Here is a 21525-nt window from a genome sequence, read left to right as displayed (position 1 = left end):
TCTTCTCCGTGAAACTCTGCGGATTAATTTTTTGGGAGGAGATCGCAGAAGACGCAGAGAAGTTCACAGAAGACACAGAGCTAGGTGTAAAATCTAGCCTTTTTCTTTGCGGAATAAATTTTGGAAAGAAGGCCGCAGAACATAAGGAGATGTTCACAAAAGACGAAGGACTAGCAATAGAGCGAACTTCTTACTTAAATTTTTTAAAAATTGCTAAACCGATTTAAAATTTGTTAAAGTAAGATTATTGTTCTATTTTAGTAGATAGTAATCCATGTCAATAGCTTTATTGACCACTCTATAAACTTAAACAATTCTAAAGAATGAGAATTTTACTTGCGCCAATTGCCAACGCCTTGGTTGTCCTATTTTTAGTTTTTAGCACATCTAGCTGTGTAAAAAATGAAAAACCTATTATTCCAGAAGAAGAGATAGAAGAGCCAGAAAATGCTGCTAAAGACCCCATTTCGGTTAACGATGTAACTAGTAAAGGAATATTGACTGTTAGTCAGGAAAATCCTTCCGGTGCTCAAGGAAATGAAGGTTCATCAAAATTGATTGACAATAATAAGGATACAAAATTTCTAATTTTCGATTTTAAGCCAGATTTTTATATTCAATTGGAATTGGATTCCGCTCGATTAATCGGAGCTTATGAATTCACGACAGGGAATGATGCGGATGGAAGAGATCCAATGGATTGGACAATTACGGGTTCGAACGATGGAACAAACTGGGAAGTCGTTGATCGGCAGATTGGAGAGCAATTGCGCTCAAGAAAACTGACGAAGCGTTTTGATTTTAAGAACAGCAAAAAATTCAAATATTACCGATGGAACATTACATCCGTTTACTATGGGGATGTATTCCAAGCATCGGAATTCAGGCTTTTGGAAGTTCCTCGGGAACAACAAGAGCTTAAGCCTATCACCTATGTAGATAGCATCAGCAAAGACGGATTAACCCTGCATTTCATCAATAAAACTGGAAGTCAGCAGCTTGCTTATCAGGAGAAAATGATTGAAACATTTTTCACTAATTACCCGAAGCTATTGAATGATTTCAATCCGAATGCACAAAAAAGCCTTTATTTTATTGTGGATCCAACCTATGATGGCGTTGCCTATGCGATAGGAAAGGTCGTGGTCTACAGTTACAATTACATGCAGTCGAATCCGAAAGACATTGACGTAGTCACACATGAAATCATGCATCATATCCAAGCCTATTCGGGGGGTGCGCCAGGCTGGCTTTCCGAAGGGATAGCTGATTACGTCCGTTACGCCTATGGATTGGACAATGCTGGAGCCGGATGGTCATTGCCTAATTTTCAATCCAATCAGTCTTATACCGACGCGTACCGTGTCACAGCTCGTTTTTTAGCATGGATTGAAAAGCATGTGAAGCCTGGATTTGTAAAAGATGTAGATCAGGCAATTCGGAATAAAACGTATACAGAAGCATTCTGGCAAGCAAACACAGGTAAAAATGTAGATGATTTGTGGGCAAAATATGCCAGTAATCCAGCTTTGTAGAATCAACGGTTAAAAGGAAATGTTGTTTTATAATTGATTAGCCTTGCAGTTAAAACTGCAGGGCTTTTTTAATTAATTTTCAAATTAATTTCGAAAATAGAAGGTATTATTAACTTTTATTTGTAAAATTGGAATATACTATTTTAATCAGTTATTAATAAATTACTTAAGTAAATGGAGGCACAAAAGGTTGATATGTTCATCATGAGCAATGGAAAATATTTTGAAGGTTCTTATTTGATGACGATCAGGGATCAATTAATGGCTGCAGACGATTCAATGTGGCCGTTGCTAAGTTCTTTGCAATTCAAAGACCCTTCCACTATTCTCATTGTTTCTGTTGTCGGCGGAAGTCTAGGGATAGATCGGTTTTTGATCGGCGATGTAGGTATGGGAATTGGAAAGCTAATTACATGTGGAGGGTTAGGGATTTGGGCAATAGTGGATTGGTTCTTAATTCAAGAAGCAACCCGTCAAAAAAATCTAGAAAAGATCCAGCAAGTATTAATGTACTAAATGGGCTGTCATGCATCAAGCTAGAAAATTATATCTATTTCTGTTTAGTGCATGTGCAGTTGCTTATGTTTGGCTTTTTTCTACCAAATATGGAAATTCTGTAATTGGCGAATCGGTCACACTTTGCCCGTTTAAATTAGTGACTGGATTGCCCTGTCCTTCTTGCGGATCCACGCGGTCGATGCATTGTTTGATTGATGGAAATATCAACGAATCCATACAGACCAATCCGTTAGGGATAGTGTTGGCAGTTGCTATGTTGGTTATTCCATTTTGGATAATCTATGATTGGGTTTCAAATAAGAAATCAGCTTTTTTTGCATTCCGAAAAATGGAAAGCCTTTTTCGGAAACCGATCATTTATCTTCCATTCATCTTGCTGATTATGGCAAATTGGATTTGGAACATCGAAAAGGGATTATGAAAACTAAAGAAGCATTTGCTTATACACCTTACGAATCAGAACTAGAGGGCGCTTCGAATGCGTATGTTATCTCTTTATTAGCGGTAGTTGCGGGTTTGCCGATTCCGATTTTTAATTTATTAGCCTCGATAATCTTTTACTTCGGAACAAGGAAATCGACTTATTTTGTGCGCTGGCATACCACCCAATTTTTGCTTTCGCAATTGTTTTTGTTCTTTTTCAATTCATTTGGATTCTGGTGGTCTTTATCGATTTTTCTTCAAAAAAACGAGTTGTCAAATGCATATATCGGCTACCTGATCTTTTTAATCGTCGTCAATATTTCCGAATTTATTCTAACCGTCTACTCCGCTATTCAAGTTCGGAAAGGTGTGCATGTGCAATGGTATTTCTTCGGGACATTAACCCAACAACTAGTAAAGAATAAGTCATGAGTAAGGCAATCGTTCAAGGATTTATTGTGCTCGCAACATTTGCGATTGCTATTTTTTGCTTAACGCAGATCAACTGGATGAAGATGCTCCATGTGGAAAGTTCTTTGCAAAAGCTAGAGGAGTCTCTCGGCGACCGAGTCTTTAATAGCCTGAGGCTAGATGCGGATGAAATCCATGGCGCTAATGCCGCATTAGATAGTATGCTGCACAAACTTTGCGAAGCAAATAATTTGGAGAATACTATCGAATTGCATGTATTGCACTCGGATGAAGTCAATGCCTTCGCTTTGCCGGGGAATAAAATGGTTTTTTATAGCGCGTTAATCACTGAAGCTGAGAATGCAGATGAAGTTGCGGGCGTTATGGCGCACGAGCTTGCGCATATCAAACAAAATCATGTGATGAAATCACTTGTTCAGCAATTCGGATTGCAGTTTCTGTTTTCAGCAGTGAGCGGAAATGCTGCCGAAGCATTTTCTTCCGTTACCCAATTTTTGTCAACGAATGCGTTTAGCCGAGATATGGAAAAGGAAGCAGATTTGATTGGCCTTGCTTATTTGGAAAAGGCAAAGGTAAATCCTGCAGCTTTTGTGAATTTTATGGTCAAATTGGATTCTATTCAAAAGGAAGAAGGATTGTCTTTGTATTCTTGGCTAAGTACACATCCTGACGGAATAGATCGCTCTGAATATTTATCAGAAAAAATAAATCCGGATAAAAGCCATTATGAATCCATTATCTCCGAGGAAACGTGGAGTGACATGATTGCCCGATTGAATGAATTCGAAAAGTAAGTTTTTACTTATGAAGATTTAAAAATTCGCTGACAGCCATTTTGCCATTTTCAATTCTTTCTTCACCCAATCCTGAGATAATTTTGTAATTCGCATTCAAGTCGGCCAATTCTTTTTTCCAAACCTCCAAGAAATATTCCCGATCTTTTGGAAAATCTCGCAAAGGATCATCCTGCCAAGGTAAATCAATATCCATTAATAGGTATAAATCGTATTTTCTGTTTTTGATTTCTTCTTTCACCTCATTAGGCGTATCACCGAAAAGATGGTCGCACCAGATTTTTATGGTTAAGATGGTAACGTCGCAGAAAAGGAGGTTGTGCTTCGCAAGCGGAATCAACGCTTCTTCTAACGCCATTTGGCCATAGAACATGTTCACTTCATCTTGAAGTGTGTATTGGTTATTTAAATTTTGGCAATAATAGCGAGCGTATTCGGGCACGCAGATGCTGTCAAATTCTTCTCCTAAAAATTGAGCTAAAGTCGATTTTCCAGTCGATTCAGGACCAACGATGGCAATTTTTGCTAATCTATCCAATGGCATGCTGTTTCTTTTGATATTCATTTTTCCAATCCACGTATCCTCTCCATGCAATAATAGCAAAAGCTAGATACAATAGCGAAGTTAATGCTAAGTCTTTATGAATGTACAAGGGAATGTAACAGATGTCGACAAAAACCCAAAGCAACCAATTCTGGACGACTTTGCGCGTCATTAAAAATTGTGCGACAAAACTGATTGCTGTACAAAATCCGTCGATATAGGGAACGTCAGAAGGCGTGAAGTTGTCCAGGTAATACCCAAGTGCAAAAGTTAATGAAGCAATAATTGCTACCGTCAAGCCCATTTGCTTTGCCGAAAAAGAAACGATGGCTCTTGGTTTTTCTTCTTTCCGATTGATCCAATAGTACCAGCCGTATATGGCAGTTCCCAGAAAATAGATCTGTAGCACGGCGTCGCCGAATAATTTGCTTTGGTAGAAAAGATAGGCGTAGATTCCAACGCTGATTATGCTAATCGGCCAATTCAGGATATTCTGCTTTGCAGCAAGATAAACGCACAAAAATCCGCTAATGGATGCGATCCATTCCAAGAGGGAAGTGTGTAGCAACTGCTGAAAAAAAGAGGTGAAGAATTCTTGCATCTTTAATGGATTTAAAGATACAAAAAAATGAAAGCGGTTTTAAGACCTATTACTGAACCATTTTATTTGCACAGTTTGTGCTTGCAAATGATTCTGGTTTTGCTTTAAAAATAAATCCCATACCCATGATGTAGCCCATGGCTTCTTTAAGTGCTACGTTGGATTGGAAGTTGGGATTGGTGTTGATGTCGGCGTGAATTTCTAGGTCTATTTGGTTTTGTTCGAGGAGGGGGCAGAGGAGGTAAGCGATGTCGATTGACTTTTGTACCTCGGTGAGCATTCTTTCTTTGATGCTCATTTGGTGGAAAATCCGGTCTTTATGGATATACATAAAACCGCCTTTATGCTCCCGTAAGAAAACGATTACGGTCGCAAATTCCACAACCCTTCGTTTGACTTGGGAATCGGTTCCGATATACACCTTGAGTTTGTTCCCTAATTCAGACTCTTTTTTTAAAATGCATTCAACTTCTTCACTGATGGAGGCATGAATGATTTCGCCATTGTACTTTTGCCATTGATTCATCTTGTTGATTTTTATTTAAATTTACTTTACTTTTTAACATGTTGTATTTCTTTACTATTAAGTTTTTATTACTTTAACCGGTAGGCCTTAGGCAGTAGGCTTTAGGCGAATAGCCATTTCCCTGTTCTTTATTCCTTACTCTTTATTTCCGAAGGCCAAATCGCCTGCATCCCCTAATCCAGGAACAATATACGCTTTACTTGTCAATTCATTATCCACTGCTCCAATCCAAAGATTAGCTTGAGGGACAAAAGCCTGTACATGCTGAATCCCTTCTTCAGAAGCAATAACCACGGCGATATGCAACTCTTTAATGGAATAATTGCTCAATAAATCTTTGCAGACCAAGACCAAGCTTTTTCCTGTTGCTAACATCGGATCTGAAAGGATAACTATTTTGTCGTCGAGATTGGGCGTGCTTGCATATTTCTTATGGACTTCAAATTCACCGCTTTTCTTCGTGTGTCGATATGCAGCGATAAAGCCGCTATCCGCTTGGTCGAAAATATTGAGCATACCTTGATGATAAGGCAAGCCAGCGCGAATAATTGTTAGTAAAATCGGCTGTTCGACCAAAACTTGGGAAGGCGCTATGCCTAACGGTGTTTCTACATCCAGCGCATCGTAAGAAAGAGTTTTGCTGATTTCATAAGCCGTAATTTCCCCTAAGCGTTCGAGATTTCTCCGAAATCTTAATCTGTCTTTTTGAATATTCACATCGCGCAATTCTGCTACAAAATGATTGACTATTGAATTTTCTTTGGTGAGAATAGTGATCATGGCAAGACAATATTTGTTTACAATTTAACAATAAAAACCTATAAAAGTTTAAGAATAGTAATAATCGGATCGGATATGAAGACCTAGCATAATTTTTGGTAGATTTATAGTTTGGAGAAAGACAGTAGATGAAATTTAATTTAACCTCAGAATATAAGCCCACTGGAGATCAACCACAAGCGATAAAAGAATTAGTAACCGGTGTAGAAGCTGGAGAAATGTACCAAACGCTATTGGGTGTGACCGGATCGGGAAAAACCTTTACCGTAGCAAATTTAATTCAAGAAACACAGCGTCCTACCTTGATTTTGAGCCACAATAAAACATTGGCGGCTCAACTCTATGGGGAATTTAAGCAGTTCTTTCCTGAAAATGCGGTCAATTATTTTGTGTCTTATTACGATTATTATCAGCCCGAGGCTTTTATTGCTTCATCGAATACCTATATAGAAAAGGATTTGGCGATTAATGAAGAAATCGAAAAGCTGCGGTTAGCGACGACTTCGTCCTTAATGTCAGGTCGAAGGGACGTTATTGTCGTTTCGTCAGTTTCCTGTATTTATGGTATGGGAAATCCAGAAGATTTTTCTCGATCGATCTTTCGCTTTGCCGTAGGCAACACCATCAGTCGAAATGCATTTTTACATCGCCTGGTTGAAATTCTTTACTCTAGGACAACAGCTGATTTTAAGCGAGGAACTTTCCGTGTAAAAGGAGATACAGTTGATATTTACCCAGCCTATTTGGATCATGCTTACCGAATTTCATTTTTCGGAGATGAAATCGATGAGCTGAGTGAAATCGATCCTGTTTCTGGAAAAACATTGAATAAGACGGAGTCAATGGCTTTGTTTCCGGCCAATCTTTTTGTGACTCCAAAAGAGAAATTTACTTCTTCTATTTTTCAGATACAAGATGAACTGATGCAACGCAAAACACAGCTGGAGGAAGAAGGAAAGATGCTGGAGGCGAAACGTCTGGAGGAGCGTGTGAATTACGATCTGGAAATGATGCGCGAGTTGGGATACTGTTCTGGTATTGAAAATTATTCTAGATTCTTTGATGGACGGACACCGGGAATGCGGCCCTTCTGTTTGTTGGATTATTTCCCAGAAGATTATCTGATGGTAATTGATGAAAGCCACGTAACTATCCCTCAGATTAGAGCAATGTATGGAGGTGACCGTTCAAGAAAAATTTCGTTAGTCGAATATGGTTTTCGTTTACCAGCTGCTTTGGACAACCGTCCATTGAATTTTCCGGAATTTGAATCATTGACCAATCAAACGGTGTATGTTTCGGCAACGCCAGGAGATTATGAATTGCAGCAGACGGAAGGAGTCGTTGTCGAACAAGTTATTCGGCCGACAGGTTTGTTGGATCCGATCATCGAAGTGCGTCCGGCAATTAACCAAGTCGATGATTTCTTGGAAGAAGTAGATAAAACGATTAAAGAAGGTGGACGTATTCTAGCTACGACATTGACGAAGCGTATGGCTGAGGAATTGACGAAATACATGAGTCGATTAAATATCAAGGTCAATTATATCCATTCGGAAATAAAAACATTGGAACGTGTAGAAATCCTTCGCGGATTGCGTTTAGGCGAATTTGATGTGCTAGTTGGTGTGAATTTGTTGAGAGAGGGTCTGGATTTACCAGAAGTGACGTTGGTGGCTATTTTGGATGCAGATAAGGAAGGATTTCTTCGTTCGGAACGCTCCTTAATTCAAACAATCGGCCGCGCGGCGAGGAATGATAAAGGGAAAGTGATTATGTACGCGGATAAAATGACTGACAGCATGCGGGTTACCATTGAAGAAACCGATCGCCGCCGCGACAAACAGATTGAGTATAATACCTTGCATGGCATTACGCCGAGAACTGTAGGAAAAACACGTGAAGAAATTATCGAACAAACTTCAGTTGCTGACTTTAAACCAGGGGAGGCGAAAGCGTATATCGAACCCGATGCGAAATCAATTATCGCTGCGGATCCGGTATTGGAATACATAGGGGAAAAGGATATGCGCAAAGCGATAGAAACGGTTCGCAAACGCATGGAAAAAGCCGCCAAAGAGATGGATTTCTTAGAAGCTGCTAAGTTGCGCGATGAAATGTTCGCTATGGAGAAGATGTTTGAGGAAAGGTTTGGGTAAATTGATGTTGTTTTTGTAATTTCAAGTAATGAAATCATTTCGTTTGGATAGGACAGCTTTTAAAGCACAAACTGCAGAGCAGGCAGCAGATCATAAATTTTATTATTCAAAATTAACTTGGCAAGAAAGATTGGTTATAGCAAACTACTTAAATAGCATTGCTTTTAATTTTCCTTTAGATAATCCTCCTAGAATGGATAAGACAAAATTTAGTGTTCGAGCAAGGTAAGGATAGTAGGCATGGGAAATATTTTTCAAGAAGATTTTAGAGAATTCATACAAGCTTTAAATAATAATAAGGTACGTTATATTTTAGTTGGTGGTTTTGCAGTAATCATGCATGGATACTCGCGTACTACTGGTGATATGGATATTTGGGTGGATCGAACAAAAGAAAATTATTTAAATTTAGTTAAGGCCTTTCAAGAATTTGGGATGCCTACATTTGATATGACTGAAGAAAATTTTCTAAATCATATAGAATGGGATGTTTTTACATTTGGAGTTCCACCAGTAGCTATTGATATCATGGTTCAAGTTAAAGGGCTTGTTTTTGATGAGAATTTTTCTTCAGCTGTCGAATTTGAAGATGACGGTTTAAAAATTAGAACACTTCATAAAAACCAACTTTTAGAGGCTAAAAGACACAGCAATAGACCAAAAGATATAGATGATATTAATAATCTTTTGTAAAAATAGTACAAAACAAAACCCCCTTCGATTTTCATCGAAGGGGGTTTTTAGTATAATGATTTATTAATCCTTATGCTTCAGCACGCAAGATTTTTGCAGCTTCTACCATAGATTCTAGTGCAGCTTTTGTTTCTGGCCAAGCACGAGTTTTTAATCCACAGTCAGGATTTACCCATAATTGTTCAGCTGGAACTACCGCTTTTGCTTTGCGCAATAAGTCAACCATTTCCTCTGTACTTGGTACGCGAGGCGAGTGGATGTCATAAACTCCAGGTCCGATATCATTTGGATATTTGAAATCTGCGGCAAATGCATCTAACAATTCCATTTGAGAACGAGAAGTTTCAATCGTGATCACATCAGCGTCCATCGCAGCGATATCTTCGATAATATCATTGAACTCAGAATAACACATGTGCGTGTGGATCTGCGTATCGTCATCTACGTTTGAAGAAGAAACACGGAATGAACGAACTGCCCAATTCAAGTAGTCTTTTTGATCTGCTTTGCGCAATGGAAGACCTTCGCGAATTGCAGGCTCATCAATTTGGATAATTTTAATTCCAGCTTTTTCTAAAGCTTGAACTTCATCCAAAATAGCTAATGCGATTTGGTATGTTGTTGTCGAACGAGGCTGATCGTTACGAACGAATGACCATTGTAAAATCGTAACTGGACCAGTTAACATTCCTTTTACAGGGCGTCCAGTTAATGATTGCGCATAAGCTGACCAACGCACAGTCATATCTGATGGACGGTAAACATCACCGAAAATAATCGGAGGTTTTACACAACGAGATCCATAAGACTGAACCCATCCATTTTTAGTGAATGCGTATCCTGCCAATTGCTCACCGAAGTATTCAACCATGTCATTACGCTCGAATTCACCGTGAACCAAAACGTCGATATCCAATTGCTCTTGCAAACGAATAGTACGTTCTGTTTCTTCAGCAATTTCTTTATCGTATTGCTCTTGCGTAATTGCTCCTTTTTTCAAATCAGCACGCCATTTACGTACATCTTTTGTTTGAGGGAATGATCCGATAGTCGTTGTAGCAAAATCGGGTAAACCAAATTTAGCTTTTTGAGCTTCTTTACGAGAAGCAAATTTAGAAGTACGCGTAGCATCATCATCTGTGATGTTTGCAGTACGTTCTTTCACTTCTGGTTTGTGGATCAATGGAGATGTGCGGCGGCTTTCTGCAGCTTGTTTGTTTGCTTCAAAACGCTCAGCAGTTTTAGCATCTACTTCGCCTTCAGCTAAGATCGCTAAATCTTTTACTTCCGCTAATTTTTGCTTCGCGAATGCCAACCAATTTTTAACTTCCGCAGGCAATGATTCTTCGTTGTCCTCATTATCTAAATCAAAAGGAACATGCAATAAAGATGAAGAAGGAGCAACCCAAACGCGGTCTTTTCCTAATGCATCCACAGCTTTTTTGATTAATCCCAATGATTTTTCGTAATCGTTTTTCCAAATGTTACGGCCTTCAACAACACCTAAAGAAAGTGTCAATGAAGCAGGAACTTTAGCAAGAACGGTATCCAAGTGGTTTTCGCCACGAACTAAATCTAAATGCAAAACATCAACTGGCAAATTAAGGGCAGTATCTTCGTTGTCGCGCAATGCTTCAAAATAAGTCGCAACGATCAATTTAGTGCCATTTGCAGCAGCTTTTAATTTTTCAAAAACTGAAGCATACAAGCTTTTCGTTTTCTCATCAATATCCAAAGCCAAGAAAGGCTCATCGATTTGAATGTATTTCGCGCCAGCAGCAGCTAATTTTCCTAAAATTTCTTCATAAACAGGAATCAACTTGTCGATTAAATCGATGCGGTTAAAACCTTCTTCTTTTTCTTTACCTAATAATAGGTAAGTGATTGGGCCTAAAACAACAGGTTTCGTTTCGATTCCTAATCCTTTAGCCTCGTTATATTCGTTTAAGAATTTTTCAGATGTTAATTTGAATTCTTGATTTTTAGTGAATTCAGGAACTAAATAGTGGTAGTTGGTATCAAACCATTTAGTCATTTCTTGTGCTGTCACATCTACACCGTCTTCTTGGAATCCACGTGCCAAAGCAAAGTAAAGATCCAAGTTGTACTTGCGGTCGATTTTGTTCAACAAAGAATTGTAACGGGCAGGAATCGCTCCAACCGTTAATGTGAAGTCTAATACTTGATCATAAAAAGAAAAATCATTCGAAGGAATCAAATCAATTCCTGCATCTTTTTGAGTTTTCCAATTTCCTTTGCGGATCTCAGCAGCAACATTTAATAGTTCTTCTGCAGAAATTTTCTTTGCCCAATACGACTCGTTAGCTTTTTTTAATTCACGGAAAGCGCCTACGCGAGGGTACCCTAAATTGTTTGTTAATAACATAATACTATGATAATTATAAAATTTACTTGAAACTTGTTGCTAAGAGAAGGACACTTGATTAAGTGATTTCAGCTTATCTTTCCCCAGTTCATTAATGCTGGAGTAGAATGTAGCACCTTGTCTAGTGACAGGTTGCTAAGGCTTCTTCGGGTCTAATCCCTCTGCCTTTCTCTATAAGCGATGGCAAATTTATAGAAAAATGTCTAAAAATGCAATTTATTTTATTTTTCTTTTGATATGACTATTTGAAATACTAATTTTTCGTCTTCGCCCAATCGATCTAAATGTCTTATTTGTAAGCTTGTGCGATTGTCTATTTCTATCGTTTCTGGAAGAGGCACTTTCATGGCGCGAGAAAGCCGATGTTTTTCTTCGATCGGCCCAAAGTAGTTAGAAAAATCTGCTATTCGCGTAGCATTCGAATACGGCTCGTTTAAATAAATTGAAATATCTGCCAGCATTTGGTCATCCGCTTTTGAAGATGATATCACAAATGGATCGGAAATGCTATTGTCATTTTTATTAAAAATTTCAATTGGAAACTGATCCTCAAATAATTTCTGGATATGCAACAGTCCGTTTTCATTAAATTTATCGAAAGGTAATTTTGTGATTGAATCCACTAGAGCCATAAGCGCTTCAGCCGTGTCGATACGAGCTTCTCGGTTTCTGTCGTTGCCCTTTTGGTCTGTATGCGCTCCCGTACATCCAAGTGCAAATGGAAGAATCAAAAAAATGCAGTGTTTTCTTAGAAAAACCTTCATATAAGTCTACTAAAGTTACAACAAAAAAATCTCCTAATTCATTAAAATTAGGAGATACTAATTATCGAAACCAATCCTTATTCCTTACTCTTTATTCTTTGCTCAAAAAAACTAGCTTACCAACAGCTTATAGCCTTTTCCATGAACATTGACTATTTCTACTGAAGAATCCTCACGCAAATATTTTCTTAATTTGCTCAAGAAAACATCCATGCTTCGTCCTGTGAAGTAATTGTCATCATGCCAGATTTTTACCAAAGCTTCTTCGCGAGTCAATACATCATTTTTCTTCAAACATAACAAACGCAATAATTCGGCTTCTTTCGTAGATAATTTCTGCTGTTGTCCTTTATACGAAATAACTTGGGAGGTATAGTCAAAAAAGTAATCGCCGATTTCGAATTTATCAGCCAGTTCTTCCTCTTTGTCTTTTGAAGAGCGTTTTAATAAAGCGTGGATACGCAATAACAATTCCTCTACGCGGAAAGGTTTTGTAATGTAATCGTCGCCACCTAGTTCAAACGCTTGCGTTTTATCTTCCATCATTCCTTTTGCAGTTGCAAAAATAATGGGCACTGTCTTGTCCGTTTTACGGATGTCTCTACCTAAGGTAAATCCATCTTTTTTCGGCATCATCACATCCAAAATACATAAATCATACTGACCTTTTCTGAATTGTTCCAAAGCTTCATCACCATTTTGGGCAAGCGTAACTTCGAATTTTCCTTTTAGTTCTAAATAATCTCTTAGAAGTTCTCCCAAGTTAGGATCATCTTCAGCTAATAATATTTTCTGCATGTTGTTTATATTTAAATTAATCAAGCTTGTTGCCCTTCAAAGGGAAGGTAACATCAAATTGCGTTCCTTTATCCTTTTCGCTTTTCACCTGAATTTTTCCGTTCAATCGTTTAATTATATCGCTAACATAACTTAGCCCCAAACCAAACCCCTTTACATTATGGATATTTCCTGTTGGAATGCGGTAGAATTGGTCAAAAATCTTCTCTTGCTGATCTTTTGTCATCCCCATCCCATTGTCGGACACACTTACAATGATTTTTCCTTTTAGATTGGTTGTCTTTACCGTAATGATTGGATTTTCTTTACTATATTTTATGGCATTATCAACTAAATTAAAGAATACATTTGATAGATGCAATTCATCGCCAGTGACCAAGTCCTCTTTTGCTGACAGGTCAATGATCAATTGACCGTTGGCTTTTTCGAGCTGCAGATGCATGCTTTCCAAAACATCCGAAACCGTATCGTTGATATGAACGTTTACGCGCTCAATCTTAATGGTTTCCTTTTCTAATTTTGCAATATTCAAAACCCGTTCGATATGGCTTCCTAAACGAACATTTTCGTCATAAATAATATTCGCCAGACGATTCACCCTGTTTTCATCCGCGGATATTTCTGGATCTTTAAGCGACTCGCTCGCGATCATGATCGTCGCTACCGGTGTTTTAAATTCATGCGTCATGTTATTGATGAAATCTGTTTTCATCTCAGAAACTTTTTTCTGGCGGAAAATAATCTTTAGCGTGTAAGTAAATGCTCCAATCAATAAGATCAGCAAAGCGGCCATTGGGAAAAGCATGTAGCCCATCGTGTCGCGGATAATTTCGGATTTGTTGGGAAATAAAATAGCTAATTGTCCAGGCGGGCGGCCAACATCGCTTTGGAATAATGAGGTAGAATACTTTGTCAGTTTATCATCTTTTTTAAGATTAGGAACGGACTGCATATCTAAAATCACACTACGTGATGTATTGTCGATAATCTCGACAATAAAAGGAGAATAGATATCTCGTGAAGCTAGTTCGCTAGCGATTAAGGGAACTAGATAAGCTCTTTGATTCTTCAATCGATCGCCTAATGGTTTTTTCGAAAGTTCCATGCCGATAGCAACGTCTTCAACTAAGCCAGATGTTTTACCTCCGATCGCAACAATGGTATCCATTAAGTTTGTTGCTTTGGCCAAGTTTTGGCTTTGCAAAAGCGAAAGCTGTTTTTCTAATTCGTAAATTGAAAAGGCGATATCAGATCTTGATTTTGGAGGTAAGGTTGCTGTTCTAAATTCGTAAGCATATTTTTCTCCAATGTAAAAACTTCCAATAATAAATCGTGTGCTGTCATCTTTGGAGCTAACCATTTTTACGGGTTGCGTAGCATCAACTTGTACATAAGTTCCCACTCTTTGTAAGTTTGGGTCGATTTCCTGGTTCCAATAAACCCTAACCAAGTGAATAAATTGATGTCTGCGAATGTATGTTTCGTAAAATGAATTTTCAATTTCCACAGCGTCAGGATATCCTGTTCTTAACTGTTGCTCTGCGGCTCTGTAATTTTCTTCGAAATCATACTGCTCGTTTCTTAATTTCTGAATTCGCTGTTGCAGAGCGACTTGTTTAGCCAAAGCAGCTTGCTTTTCTAAATCTTTTCTAGATTGTTCTTGATTCGATTTCTGCTGAATGCGCACGAAATCAACGACTTCTTGGGTTTCGATTTTCCCTGCTACTTTTGCCAAGGATGCACCGACCGCTTCGTCAAAAAGCTGTGATTTTTGCTTGTAAGATTCACGGATGAAGTAGTACTGCATCGCCATTACACCAATAAGCGCGATGGACATTAACCAGATGATAAGGGTAATACTTCGTTTTTTCATTTTTACAAAAATACTATTGTAATTAGCTTAACTGTTTAGTTTAACAGAATTTAACAGCGAAATTTTCTTAAATTTCATCAAATTATTATATTTGGGTATAAATATCAGAATCTATGATCAAGCTTCTTTTTAGTTTAGCCTTATTTATCTTAGGTCTTTCTTCGGCTTCCTCTGCCCAGCAACTAAATGTTTCAGTTTTATTAGCTACATCAAAATTGTACGCGAGCAGTTCCGATAGCATTTCATCAAGAAAGGTTCAGCCACCGGTGTTAAAGTTTGATACTTTGAATAGGATTGATGACACATCTGTAGAAATTCCGAATGCATTTCAACGCTTGAGCGAACTCAATTCTTACCATTATACTATGCCGATTAAAAAATTATCAGGTGCAAACTTGGCTCCTATGCCAGGGACAGAGGCGTTAAATAAGCTAGAAAATCAAGAACGTATTCAATTTATTGAACCCAAAAATCTTCAAGATTCTTTGAAAGACAAGTAGGCTATACTAAGCAAAAACGCTGTCTTTGTTTCCAAGGACAGCGTTTTTTATTTTGTGCAATTGCTGAAATTATTTTACTTCAGAAACGCGAATTGTATTTGTTCTACCTTTTTCATGCAATGGAGTAGAAGATGTGTTGATAACGATTTGTCCAGGCGCTAATGACGCATGTTCTTTCAATAAATCATTTACATCTTGGATTGTTCCATCTGTACTCTCAAATTTTTCGTAAACAAATGTTGTTACACCCCATACTAAACTCAATGAAGTCAATAAACGTTTGTTTCCAGTGAAAACATAGATGTCAGCATCTGGTCTATAACTTGATGTTTCAAAAGCTGTGTAACCTGAAGAAGTCATGACAGCAATTGCTGCAGCTTTTGTTTTCTCAGCCAAGTAAATCGACGAACCACAGATTGCATCCGGAATACGAGTTAAGTCTGTGTACACATCTTGTTTGTCGCTATAATAAGGATAAGAAGATGATTCAACTTTAGTAATTACTTTCGCCATTGTCTCAATAACGATTTCAGGAAAACTCCCTACTGAAGTTTCACCGCTCAACATCACTGCATCAGCACCATCAATTACCGAATTCGCAACATCATTAACCTCTGCGCGAGTCGGGCGAGGAGTTGTGATCATGCTTTCAAGCATTTGCGTAGCAATAATTACTGGCTTAGAAAGGTTACGGCATTTTTGAACAATGATTTTCTGTAATCCCGGAACTTCTTCCATTGGCATCTCAACACCTAAATCACCACGAGCAACCATAATTGCATCCGTAGCTTCGATAATCGCATCGATGTTTTCAATCGCTTCAGGTTTTTCAATTTTAGCAATGATTTTGGCATCAGAACCTCTTTCGGCTAAAATTTGTTTACATTGAACAATGTCTTCTGCTGAACGAACGAAAGACATCGCGATCCAATCAGCTCCATGATCCAAAGCAAAATGCAAATTGTCTAAATCTTCTTCTGTTAATGAAGGGATAGAAACTTTTGTGTTTGGAAGGTTAACACCTTTACGAGAAGTCAAAATACCACCGTGAACAACTTCACATGTTACAGTGTCCAAATGATTGGTATTGATTACGCGCAATTGTAATTTTCCGTCATCTAAAAGGATAATCTCATCTTCTTTGACATCGTTTGGAAAATTAGGGTAAGTGATGTAAATATTTTTATCGTCCCCGATCAACTCTTTTGTCGTGATGTTGACTGTAGTGCCATTGATTAAAATAGCGCCACCTTCGATCATTTTACCAATCCGGATTTTAGGACCTTGTAAATCGGCAAGAATACCAACGTTGAAAGGGTTTTCGGCATTAATTTCTTTTATAGTCTCAATAACTTTAAGATGATCCTCTTGGCTTCCATGGGAAAAGTTTAAACGACAAACATCAACACCTTTCGCAATCATGCGCGTTAATACATCTTTGTTGGAGGAAGCAGGACCTAATGTTGCAACAATTTTTGTCCGCTTTTGAATTTTCTTCATGTAATTATATTTAATTTATGTTCTTATAACCTGATTATTTTGTAACAAATTTTAGTTTGTTAACACAGAGTCATAATAACTTCATGTGTCAAATATACACTAAGTTAATTATAACTTAAAATATTAGATTTTCTTTCGACTTCAAAATGATTGGATCGATTTCCTTAATCAATAAAATATCATTCACTTTTCGGATGTCATCCACTAATTTTTGGATGTCTTCTTCATCCATATAATGTTTGATCATCAAAAAGTAATCAAAGTTTGCAGCTTCGGGAATTAATACTCCTCCTTCTAGGCTTCGGTTGTTCAATAAATAAAACTCGTATTCAAAAGTCTGACTGCAAAACCTATACATGGTAAAATGATGTTTTACGGTTGGTTTATTTTTCTTTCTTTCAAAAATAATATGGAAATCAAGCTCTTCTCTAAGTTTAGTTTTTTGTTGTCCTTTATGGTCAACATGGTCCTCTTTTCCATAAATAAACTTTAATCCGGTATGCTTATTTATGAAATGACACAACCTATAATCGCGTAAAATAGTGCTGATGCCAATGAGGGTAAAATCCAGTTCTAGGTCGAAGTCTGTCTCTAATTTGAAAGTAACTTTATTCAAGTCTGCGTTTATTGATTGAGTACGAATTTACAAATAAATGATAGAATTCACTAATCTCAATATTAAATTGTTATTAAAGAAATAATAATTTGTAAATGCGTTTTTGTTTTGCTATTATTGGATGAAGATTAAGGACATACGGCTTTTTAAAAGAACAATTTTAAAAATAATGTGTTATTAATTCAACCTAAAAATCAAAAAGATTGGTTTTTTGGTTAAATTTATTTTTCTTTGCACAGATTTATTAAACTATTAAACTATAAAATCATGTCAGATATCGCATCAAGAGTAAAAGCAATTATCGTAGAAAAATTAGGTGTTGATGAAAATGAAGTAACGCCTGAAGCATCTTTCACGAATGATTTAGGTGCAGACTCACTTGATACAGTTGAGTTGATCATGGAATTCGAAAAAGAATTCAATGTTGCAATTCCTGATGACCAAGCTGAAAACATCAGTACTGTAGGTCAAGCAATCGCTTATTTAGAAAAAAACGTTAACTAACTTATTTTATTAGGCCAAAATTTATAAATGGAGCTTAAAAGAGTAGTTGTAACAGGATTAGGCGCTCTTACACCATTAGGTAACACGGTCCCAGCTTACTGGGAAGGTTTATTGAATGGTGTAAGCGGTGCTGCTCCTATTACTAGATTTGACGCATCAAAGTTCAAAACTCAGTTTGCGTGTGAAGTAAAAGGTTTTGATCCTCATGATTTCATGGATCGAAAAGAAGCTAGAAAAGTGGATCCTTTTGTTCAGTACGCGCTCGCATCAACAGATGAAGCAGTTAAAGATGCTAATCTGAATTTCGAGAAATTAGATAGAAATCGCATAGGTGTAATTTGGGGGTCGGGTATCGGCGGTTTAAAAACATTTTATGAGGAAGTTGCAGCATTCGCTAATGGCGATGGAACTCCTCGCTTCAATCCGTTTTTTATTCCGAAAATGATCGTCGACATCGCGCCGGGTCATATTTCAATGAAATATGGTCTGCACGGTCCAAATTTTTCCGCAGTTTCTGCATGTGCTTCTGCAACAAATGCTATAATCGATGCATTTAATTACATCCGATTGGGCATTGCTGATATTATCATTGCAGGTGGTTCTGAAGCGATCATTAATGAAGCAGGTATCGGTGGCTTTAATGCCATGCATGCTTTATCTACGAGAAATGATGACCCTAAAACAGCCTCTCGTCCATTCGACAAAGATCGTGATGGATTCGTAGCTGGCGAGGGATCGGGAACGATTATCGTGGAAAGCTTAGAACATGCTTTAGCTCGTGGAGCAAAAATATATGCCGAAATCGGTGGTGGGGGTATGAGTGCGGATGCATATCATATTACTGCTTCTCATCCAGAAGGTTTGGGAGCGAAACTTGCGATGAGCAAGGCAATCGCAGATGCTAAATTGCAATTTGGGGATATTGATTATATCAATGTTCACGGAACTTCTACTCCTGTAGGAGATATCAGTGAGACAAAAGCCATCAAAGAACTTTTTGGAGATCATGCGTACGATTTGAACATCAGTTCGACAAAATCAATGACAGGTCATTTATTGGGAGCTGCGGGAGCTGTCGAAGCAATCGCTTCAATTTTATCTGTGCAAAATGACATTGTTCCTCCAACGATTAATCACTTTACGGATGATCCGGAGTTGGATAATAATCTAAACTTTACTTTTAATACGCCTCAAAAACGCACAGTGGATGTCGCTTTAAGTAACACGTTTGGTTTCGGAGGTCATAATGCATCCATCATTGTAAAAAAATATAGTAATTAACATTTTGTTTTTACTTAATGAAATAATAGGTAATTGTTCTGCAGTTACCTATTCGTTATTTTTAGGTTAATGCCAATTACACGGTTTTATAGTCTATATTTATCACCCGATAGAGTTTACATTCGTAAGCTCAACAACCTACTAGGCTTTATTCCAAGTAATGTCAAGATTTACAAAATGGCATTCAGGCATAAATCAGTTGCCACTCAAATCAAAAGCGGTGTCAAAAATAGCAACGAACGCCTTGAGTTTTTAGGCGATGCGGTCTTAGGTTCTGTTGTTGCCGAGTTGTTATTCAAATTGTATCCTTACAAAGACGAAGGCTTCTTAACCGAAATGCGTTCCAAAATTGTTTCCCGTGCTAATTTAAATCAGTTGTCCCGCAAATTGGGTTTCAATGATTTGATCGAATACGATGCCCGAATGATTGGTTACCAAAACAAACAGGGGTCGTTATTGGGAGATGCTTTTGAAGCTTTGATTGGAGCGGTTTATTTAGACAAAGGCTACGAGTTCACCAAGGAATTTTTACAGACGAGAATTATCAAGCCTCATGTAGATATTCATACGTTGGAAATGACAGAAACAAACTTCAAAAGCCGATTGATCGAATGGTGTCAGCATGCTGGAAAAGAAGTTTCATTTATGCAGACTGAAAATCCAGATGGCGAATCTGCCAAAATGTTCAGCATCAAAGTGTATGTCGACGGTGAAGAATGTGGGATTGGTCGTGATTTCAATAAAAAAAGTGCAGAAAAATTGGCTGCTGAAAAAGCCTGTGAATATTTAAAAGTGTTGGAAATCTGATTTTCATCCAAGCTTTTGTATTTTTATTCGTTCAAAAATTCTTAATTGACTAGTATAACATGGCGCAAGTAAAGCCCTCTTTAGCAAAAGGAACCCGTGATTTTTCTTCTGATGAAATGGAGAAGAGAAATTTTATTTTCAATACGTTAAAGAAAGTTTTTAAAAAATACGGGTACAATGAAATTCAAACGCCCTCGTTTGAAAATTTATCTACATTGACCGGGAAATATGGTGACGAAGGTGATAAATTAATTTTCAAGATTTTAAATTCTGGAGATTACCTGTCTAAAGCGTCCCCAGATTTGCTTGCGAGCAAAGATTCAACAAAGTTAATTCCTTATATTTCTGAAAAAGCATTGCGTTATGACCTAACAGTGCCTTTTGCACGTTACGTGGTCATGCATCAGAACGACATTACTTTGCCGTTCAAGCGTTTTCAGATTCAGCCTGTTTGGCGCGCGGATAGACCGCAACGCGGACGGTATAGAGAGTTTTATCAATGCGATGTGGATGTCGTAGGCTCAGCGTCAATGTTGAACGAAGCAGAATTTATCCTGATTTACAAAGAGTCGTTACAAGCTTTAGGGTTAAAGGATTTTACCATCAAATTAAATAATCGCAAAATCTTAACAGGTATTGCCGAGCTGATTGGAAAACCGGAGCTGATCGTGGATATGACGGTCGCTATCGATAAGCTGGATAAAATCGGTTTGGAAGGAGTGAACAAAGAATTGTTGGAACGTGGGTTTACCGAACAAGATTTAGCCATCCTACAACCGATTATTCTGCTCGAAGGAACTTCAGCACAAAAATTGGAAAGCCTGAAGCAAACGTTGGCTTCCTCGCAAACTGGATTAGCTGGAATTGCTGAGATTGAAAAAGTTTTTGATATCATTCGTCATTTGGTTCCCAATGAAGATCTATTTACGTCAATCGTTGAATTGGATATTACCTTAGCTCGCGGATTGAATTACTATACGGGATGTATTTTCGAAGTAAAAACAAATGAAGTAGCTATGGGCAGCATTGGCGGTGGAGGCCGTTATGATGACCTGACGGGAATGTTTGGCCTTAAAGATTTAACTGGAGTCGGCGTTTCATTTGGGGCGGATCGGATTTATGATGTGCTGGAAGAATTAAATCTTTTCCCGGAATCTACATCTTCATCGACACTAGTGTTGATTTGCAATTTTGATGAGCAGTCTGAGCTTTATAGTTTGCCGATCGTTCAGGAATTGCGGGAGCAGGGAATCGCCAGCGAACTGTATCCATCTTCAGTCAAGCTAAAGAAGCAAATGACTTATGCAGACAATAAAAAAATCCCTTATGTATTGCTAGTGGGCGAGGAAGAGATGAATACAGGATTGCTTTCATTGAAAGACATGAAATCTGGAGAACAGCATAAACTGACAAAGTCTGAATTGCTTAGCTTTTTGGTAAAAAATAATTCCTAGCACAAAATATATTTTAAATAAATCTGTAAATTTTAA

The 21525-nt window shown here is 37.8% G+C and carries 23 protein-coding genes and 1 riboswitch; of the genes, 13 read left to right on the top strand and 10 right to left on the bottom strand.

Annotation, left to right across the window (positions count from 1 at the left end; translation table 11 throughout):
• Positions 1 to 323 precede the first annotated feature (323 nt).
• The 5 genes from C4F49_RS08990 (at position 324) to C4F49_RS08970 (ending at position 3703) form a co-directional block, all read left to right on the top strand.
• The gene (locus tag C4F49_RS08990) at positions 324 to 1535 is read left to right on the top strand and encodes a basic secretory protein-like protein (protein ID WP_196935530.1); all 1212 of its coding nucleotides are present in this window, start codon (positions 324 to 326) and stop codon (positions 1533 to 1535) included.
• A gap of 174 nt (positions 1536 to 1709) precedes the next feature.
• Positions 1710 to 2051: a TM2 domain-containing protein gene (locus C4F49_RS08985; RefSeq protein WP_196935529.1), complete on the top strand. Its 342-nt coding sequence runs from the start codon at positions 1710 to 1712 to the stop codon at positions 2049 to 2051.
• Between the two features lie 10 nt (positions 2052 to 2061).
• Positions 2062 to 2475, top strand: coding sequence for a DUF2752 domain-containing protein (locus tag C4F49_RS08980; RefSeq protein ID WP_196935528.1), 414 nt, complete (start codon positions 2062 to 2064; stop codon positions 2473 to 2475).
• Entirely contained in the window at positions 2472 to 2909 is a 438-nt protein-coding gene (locus tag C4F49_RS08975) for a magnetosome magnetite crystal formation protein family (RefSeq protein WP_196935527.1), read from the top strand. Before C4F49_RS08980 ends, C4F49_RS08975 begins: the two co-directional genes overlap by 4 nt.
• Positions 2906 to 3703 carry a M48 family metallopeptidase gene (locus tag C4F49_RS08970; RefSeq protein WP_196935526.1) on the top strand — a complete coding sequence of 266 codons (798 nt, stop codon included), beginning with the start codon at positions 2906 to 2908 and terminating at the stop codon, positions 3701 to 3703. The genes C4F49_RS08975 and C4F49_RS08970 overlap by 4 nt, the downstream gene beginning before the upstream one ends.
• 4 nt (positions 3704 to 3707) lie before the next feature.
• On the opposite strand, the gene C4F49_RS08965 is transcribed toward C4F49_RS08970, so the two are convergent.
• The 4 genes from C4F49_RS08965 to upp form a co-directional block, all read right to left on the bottom strand.
• Entirely contained in the window at positions 3708 to 4247 is a 540-nt protein-coding gene (locus C4F49_RS08965) for an AAA family ATPase (protein ID WP_196937236.1), read from the bottom strand.
• Positions 4234 to 4848: a nicotinamide riboside transporter PnuC gene (pnuC, locus tag C4F49_RS08960; protein ID WP_196935525.1), complete on the bottom strand. Its 615-nt coding sequence runs from the start codon at positions 4846 to 4848 to the stop codon at positions 4234 to 4236. Before pnuC ends, C4F49_RS08965 begins: the two co-directional genes overlap by 14 nt.
• Positions 4849 to 4897: 49 nt before the next feature.
• A complete protein-coding gene (locus C4F49_RS08955) occupies positions 4898 to 5374 on the bottom strand; it encodes a ribonuclease H-like YkuK family protein (protein WP_196935524.1) in 477 nt (158 codons plus the stop codon).
• A 135-nt stretch (positions 5375 to 5509) separates the two neighbouring features.
• The gene (upp, locus tag C4F49_RS08950) at positions 5510 to 6154 is read right to left on the bottom strand and encodes a uracil phosphoribosyltransferase (protein ID WP_196935523.1); all 645 of its coding nucleotides are present in this window, start codon (positions 6152 to 6154) and stop codon (positions 5510 to 5512) included.
• A 128-nt stretch (positions 6155 to 6282) separates the two neighbouring features.
• Here upp and uvrB point away from each other — a divergent pair, with 128 nt between their 5' ends.
• From uvrB to C4F49_RS08935, 3 genes are read left to right on the top strand one after another with little or no spacing between them, the layout of a single operon-like run.
• Positions 6283 to 8313, top strand: a complete 2031-nt coding sequence (gene uvrB, locus C4F49_RS08945) for an excinuclease ABC subunit UvrB (protein ID WP_196935522.1) — start codon at positions 6283 to 6285, stop codon at positions 8311 to 8313.
• A gap of 28 nt (positions 8314 to 8341) precedes the next feature.
• Positions 8342 to 8542, top strand: a complete 201-nt coding sequence (locus C4F49_RS08940) for a hypothetical protein (protein ID WP_196935521.1) — start codon at positions 8342 to 8344, stop codon at positions 8540 to 8542.
• Positions 8543 to 8553: 11 nt separating this feature from the next.
• The gene (locus C4F49_RS08935) at positions 8554 to 9006 is read left to right on the top strand and encodes a nucleotidyltransferase (RefSeq protein ID WP_196935520.1); all 453 of its coding nucleotides are present in this window, start codon (positions 8554 to 8556) and stop codon (positions 9004 to 9006) included.
• A 70-nt stretch (positions 9007 to 9076) separates the two neighbouring features.
• On the opposite strand, the gene metE is transcribed toward C4F49_RS08935, so the two are convergent.
• The 4 genes from metE to C4F49_RS08915 form a co-directional block, all read right to left on the bottom strand.
• Entirely contained in the window at positions 9077 to 11392 is a 2316-nt protein-coding gene (gene metE / locus C4F49_RS08930; RefSeq protein ID WP_196935519.1) for a 5-methyltetrahydropteroyltriglutamate--homocysteine S-methyltransferase, read from the bottom strand.
• A gap of 70 nt (positions 11393 to 11462) precedes the next feature.
• Positions 11463 to 11572: riboswitch (SAM riboswitch) on the bottom strand.
• Between the two features lie 41 nt (positions 11573 to 11613).
• Complete coding sequence (locus C4F49_RS08925) at positions 11614 to 12156, bottom strand: hypothetical protein (protein WP_196935518.1); 543 nt, start codon at positions 12154 to 12156, stop codon at positions 11614 to 11616.
• A gap of 111 nt (positions 12157 to 12267) precedes the next feature.
• Positions 12268 to 12954 (bottom strand): response regulator transcription factor, encoded by a 687-nt coding sequence (locus C4F49_RS08920; protein ID WP_196935517.1) that lies wholly within the window; start codon positions 12952 to 12954, stop codon positions 12268 to 12270.
• Positions 12955 to 12970: 16 nt separating this feature from the next.
• The gene (locus tag C4F49_RS08915) at positions 12971 to 14827 is read right to left on the bottom strand and encodes a sensor histidine kinase (RefSeq protein ID WP_196935516.1); all 1857 of its coding nucleotides are present in this window, start codon (positions 14825 to 14827) and stop codon (positions 12971 to 12973) included.
• Between the two features lie 113 nt (positions 14828 to 14940).
• Between C4F49_RS08915 and C4F49_RS08910 the strand changes: the two genes are divergently transcribed.
• Positions 14941 to 15327, top strand: a complete 387-nt coding sequence (locus tag C4F49_RS08910; RefSeq protein ID WP_196935515.1) for a hypothetical protein — start codon at positions 14941 to 14943, stop codon at positions 15325 to 15327.
• A gap of 69 nt (positions 15328 to 15396) precedes the next feature.
• Here C4F49_RS08910 and pyk read toward each other — a convergent pair whose 3' ends face one another.
• Together pyk and C4F49_RS08900 are read right to left on the bottom strand one after the other, a co-directional pair.
• Positions 15397 to 16827, bottom strand: coding sequence for a pyruvate kinase (pyk, locus tag C4F49_RS08905; RefSeq protein WP_196935514.1), 1431 nt, complete (start codon positions 16825 to 16827; stop codon positions 15397 to 15399).
• A 115-nt stretch (positions 16828 to 16942) separates the two neighbouring features.
• On the bottom strand, positions 16943 to 17443 hold the full coding sequence (locus C4F49_RS08900; protein ID WP_196935513.1) for an IPExxxVDY family protein: 501 nt from the start codon (positions 17441 to 17443) through the stop codon (positions 16943 to 16945).
• A 267-nt stretch (positions 17444 to 17710) separates the two neighbouring features.
• Between C4F49_RS08900 and C4F49_RS08895 the strand changes: the two genes are divergently transcribed.
• The 4 genes from C4F49_RS08895 (at position 17711) to hisS (ending at position 21489) form a co-directional block, all read left to right on the top strand.
• Positions 17711 to 17947, top strand: coding sequence for an acyl carrier protein (locus C4F49_RS08895; protein WP_079643602.1), 237 nt, complete (start codon positions 17711 to 17713; stop codon positions 17945 to 17947).
• Between the two features lie 27 nt (positions 17948 to 17974).
• Complete coding sequence (gene fabF, locus C4F49_RS08890; RefSeq protein WP_196935512.1) at positions 17975 to 19228, top strand: beta-ketoacyl-ACP synthase II; 1254 nt, start codon at positions 17975 to 17977, stop codon at positions 19226 to 19228.
• Between the two features lie 69 nt (positions 19229 to 19297).
• Entirely contained in the window at positions 19298 to 20035 is a 738-nt protein-coding gene (gene rnc / locus C4F49_RS08885; RefSeq protein ID WP_196935511.1) for a ribonuclease III, read from the top strand.
• Positions 20036 to 20094: 59 nt separating this feature from the next.
• Complete coding sequence (gene hisS, locus C4F49_RS08880) at positions 20095 to 21489, top strand: histidine--tRNA ligase (protein ID WP_196935510.1); 1395 nt, start codon at positions 20095 to 20097, stop codon at positions 21487 to 21489.
• The last annotated feature ends 36 nt before the right edge of the window (positions 21490 to 21525 follow it).

Source organism: Sphingobacterium hungaricum, from assembly GCF_015210005.1.
Taxonomy (GTDB): domain Bacteria; phylum Bacteroidota; class Bacteroidia; order Sphingobacteriales; family Sphingobacteriaceae; genus Sphingobacterium; species Sphingobacterium hungaricum.
This window is presented reverse-complemented; position numbering and strand designations above follow the sequence as displayed.